Consider the following 3,575-nt stretch of genomic DNA (forward strand, 5'->3'; position numbering starts at 1 on the left):
GGGGTGCTGGGGGCCGTCGTGGGTGGCGTGGCTGCGGTGTCCAGGCGGAGTTGTGTCCTGAGCCTGGTGGGCAGTTGGGCTTCCGTCAGCCATACCGCTGCCGCGGCCGGGAGGGTCCGCACGCCCGAGGTCACGTAGGGGTGGCGGGTGGCGGTGATCTTGACCTCCGCGACCATGTGGACCAGCAGATCGCACTGGACCAGGTACAGCGGGGCCTTCTTCGGGGTGTGCGCGTTGCGCTCCACGGTGCCCCCAAGGGTGAGGGCGTGGGCGTCGGTCTCGCTGCTGGTGTGGAAGGTCGACAGGCCCTGGCCCGCCCGGAGGGCGTCGCCGCGCTCGGAGACGGTGAAGCCGTACTGCACCGTGCTGGTGGGGCCTTCGCCGGTCTGCCCGCCGGCCTGGTGGCCGCCGAGCACGAAGGTCTCGGTGCCCGGGCCGGCGGCCTTGTGCAGGTAGCGCGGGTTGGTCAGGGTCAGCCGGGTGCCGACCGCGCCGTCGAGGCCCCGCAGGCGTCGTGGGTAGGTCAGGTTCTTCACCACCCAGCCGGAGGACGCGGCCTGGCGCAGCGCGCCCTGGACGGCGCGCTCGCCGAAGCGTTCCTCGATCGCCTGGCGCGGCGCGAGGCCCTCGGTGGCCAGGGCCGGGTCCGTCCGCAGGTTCTGGTTGCGGGCCGCGGCCCGGGAGAGCAGTTCGAAGGCCAGAGCGCGGACGGGCTCCCCGTCCACCGTCTCCACCAGCTGCCAGTCCCGTAGCACACCGCCGAGGGCCGCCCGGGGGGTGACGGTGGCCAGATCGCCGATGCCTGCGGCGTGGAACGGCTGGTCGGGCGGGGTCGGTCGGGCGCGGCGGGCGGTGGCCGTGGCATCGATCCGGGCCTTGGCCGCCCCGTCGACCGTGAACTCGGCCGGGGTGAGCAGGCGCACCTCCTGGGCGCCGAGGTGCAGCGTGGCCAGGTGCTCGGCCTGCGGGACGTCCCGGCCCGGCGCGCCGACCGTCACGCTGCGGGCCAGTTTGCGGCGGCGGGAGGTCAGGGTGACGTCCACGTCGACCGCGAGGGACGCGGCGAAGGCGCTCGCCGCGTCGGAGCCGTTGGACACGACGTCCGTACGGCTGGTGGGGCCCGCCTGGTTCCGGCGGGCCCCGACGTGCTGGCGCTCGTAGCGGGCGGCGGCGGTCAGGAAGCCGGGGACCACCCGGGCCTGGCCGAGGACCAGTCCGCCGGCCGACCGCGAACTGCTGCGTCCGCTCTGGGCGTTGCCCGCGACACCCGCGTGGCTGCGCACCGACCAGTCCGCGATGTCGCCCTGGTAGGTGGGCCGGGTGAGCTGTCCCTTGACGAGGAGCTGCACGTCGTGGGCGTGCAGGGCGGACTTGCGGCGCAGTCGTACACGGATGCCGGTGGACAGCAACTGGTCCTTGTCGACCCGGAGGTGGGTCTCCGACAGGGCGGTCAGCAGCGCGCGGTAGTTGCTGCGCCGCACCTCGGCCTCCTCGCCGGTGATGTCGGTGGCGGGCGGGGTGTCGCCGAGGTCGGGGAGGTAGCCGGCGAGTCGGGGGTCGGTGGTGAACAGCCGGCGCACGGCCCGCACCAGGGGCTCGGTGTCGAGCCGGCCGAGGGCGACGTTGGCGCCCTTGCCGCCGAAGGGGAGGTGGCGTTCGACGTCCACCTCGTTGCCGTGGGCGTCGGCCGTCGTGGGCTTCCTGGCGAGGGGTCCGGCCTGCATGCCCGTGGGCAGGGGCAGCCCGAGTTCCTTCGCCTCGTCCGCCCGCAGGCTGACCCACACGGCCATGCTGGTCCGCGCCACCCGGCGGCCGGGGCGGGCGAGCATCACGGGCGTGGGCGCGCCCATGCCCTGCGCGACGATGGTCACCTCGCCGACGTACAGGGCCTTCTCGCCGCGGATCTCCGCGCCCTGCCGGCTGGAGGCGGTCTGTTCGGTCACGGTGAAGCGGGCCTTGCGGGCGCCGAGGAGCGGCATGGCGGTGGCGCGGACCACGGCCGCGTTGCCGGCCGCGCCGACGCCGATCGCCGGGCCCGCTCCGCCTTGGAGGGCCCGTCCCTTGGCCGCGCTCTGGGTGACCGAGGTCTGGCTCTGCTGGTGGGTGCGCAGCTGGGTCCTTCCGGTGCTCCAGGCCGGTGCGAGCCGGGTGAGGGTGGCCCGTAGGTGGTAACTGCCCACGGTGCGGCCGTCCCTGGCGTACAGGTCCTCCCCCACCACGCCCTCGCGCAGCAGCCGGGGCAGGTCCTCCAGGAGGGTCGCCGTGGAGGTCGCCTCGTACAGCCGGGCGCGGCCGGGCGCGCCGGGCTCGGTGACCGCCGGGTGCAGGACGGAGGCGACGGTGTCGAAGAGTCCGCCGCCGCCCTGGTGCGGGGCGGCGGTGCTGGTGACGGCGAGGGGGGCCAGGGAGTCGGCGAGGGAGACGGCGCGGACGACGGCCGGGGTCAGGCGCCGGCGCGGACCCGGTACGCCGCCGGTGGTGGGCACCAGGTGCTCGACCGGCACCCGCTGGGTGAGCGTGCCGGCGCCCTGGAGGATCTGCGCGTCGACGGTGCCGGTCTCCTTGACCCGCACGACGTAACGGACGCGGCGCTGCACTTCGACGGTGCCCTGGTCGCTGCGCAGGACGCGCGGTTCGGCGACGGTGCGCTGGTGGCGGGACTCCTGGGACGACTGCCAGGGCTGGACGGTGCCGGTCGCGGCCCCGCCCAGCCAGACGCCCGGGGCGACGGGGGCGAGCCCGAAGCCGAGGCCGCCGAGGCCCTTGCCGGCCGAGCCGCCGCCGGTGCCGGCGGCGGCCGCCGCGGTGGTGTGGTGGACGTCGAGCTTGGTGTCCTTGCCCTCGGGGTCCTCCAGCGCGGCGTGCGCGGGGTCGGCCGTGGCGGGCAGGGCGTCGGGCGGGAGGAAGGCGGGCGGCCGGTCGTCCGGGGCCCGGGTGATGCGGACGGTGACGTCGTACCACTGCGCGCCCGTCCTGCCCTCGACGGTGAACGCGCGGCCCGCACCGAAGAACGACTCGGGCCGGCCGGCCAGTTCGCGCTCGATGGCGTCGACGCCGTCGCCGCGGTGGCCGGCGGTGGCGCCGATCGCGGCGCCGACGAAGCCGTTGCCGGTCAGGCCGTACGTCGAGGAGAGGCCGGGGGCGTCCAGGTTCATGAGGTACGGCGGGAGTTGCTTGCCCGCGGTGGCGGTGCCGGCGCCGCCACCACCGCCACCACCACCGCCGACGGGAGGACCACCACCCGGTTCCTCACCCTGGACCAGGGCGCGGGGGCCCAGCGCCGTGACTTCCGGGTAGGCGAGGCCACCTCCGTACGGTTCGTCCTGCGCTCCGCGTACGGCGCGGCCGCGGACAAGCAGGTCGCCATCGCCGAGATCGAGTTCTTCGGCCCGTCGCACAACAAGCGGGTCTGGTGACGACGGCGGTGACGTTCCGCCGGCCCCGCCCCTGACCGACGAGGTGAGCATCGTGCGCCATCAGCAACGGCCCGGTAATCCCCGGACGGGCACTCCCCGCACCACCGCCCCCCAGCAGGCTCCCCTCACCGCCCCGGCGCCCCGCCCCGCCCCCTCGGT

At 75.7% G+C, this 3,575-nt stretch carries 2 pseudogenes; one reads left to right on the forward strand and one right to left on the reverse strand.

Features of this window, described 5'->3' with window-relative positions:
- Window positions 1–3,155: pseudogene (locus tag EF918_RS33820) on the reverse strand (hypothetical protein); the annotation flags it as partial.
- 60 nt (window positions 3,156–3,215) lie between these two features.
- Between EF918_RS33820 and EF918_RS33825 the strand changes: the two are divergent.
- Window positions 3,216–3,416 (forward strand): annotated as a pseudogene (locus EF918_RS33825) (zinc ribbon domain-containing protein); the annotation flags it as partial.
- Window positions 3,417–3,575: the final 159 nt, after the last annotated feature.

The sequence above is a fragment of the Streptomyces sp. WAC06614 genome, from assembly GCF_003949795.1.
In the GTDB taxonomy this organism is placed as follows: domain Bacteria; phylum Actinomycetota; class Actinomycetes; order Streptomycetales; family Streptomycetaceae; genus Streptomyces.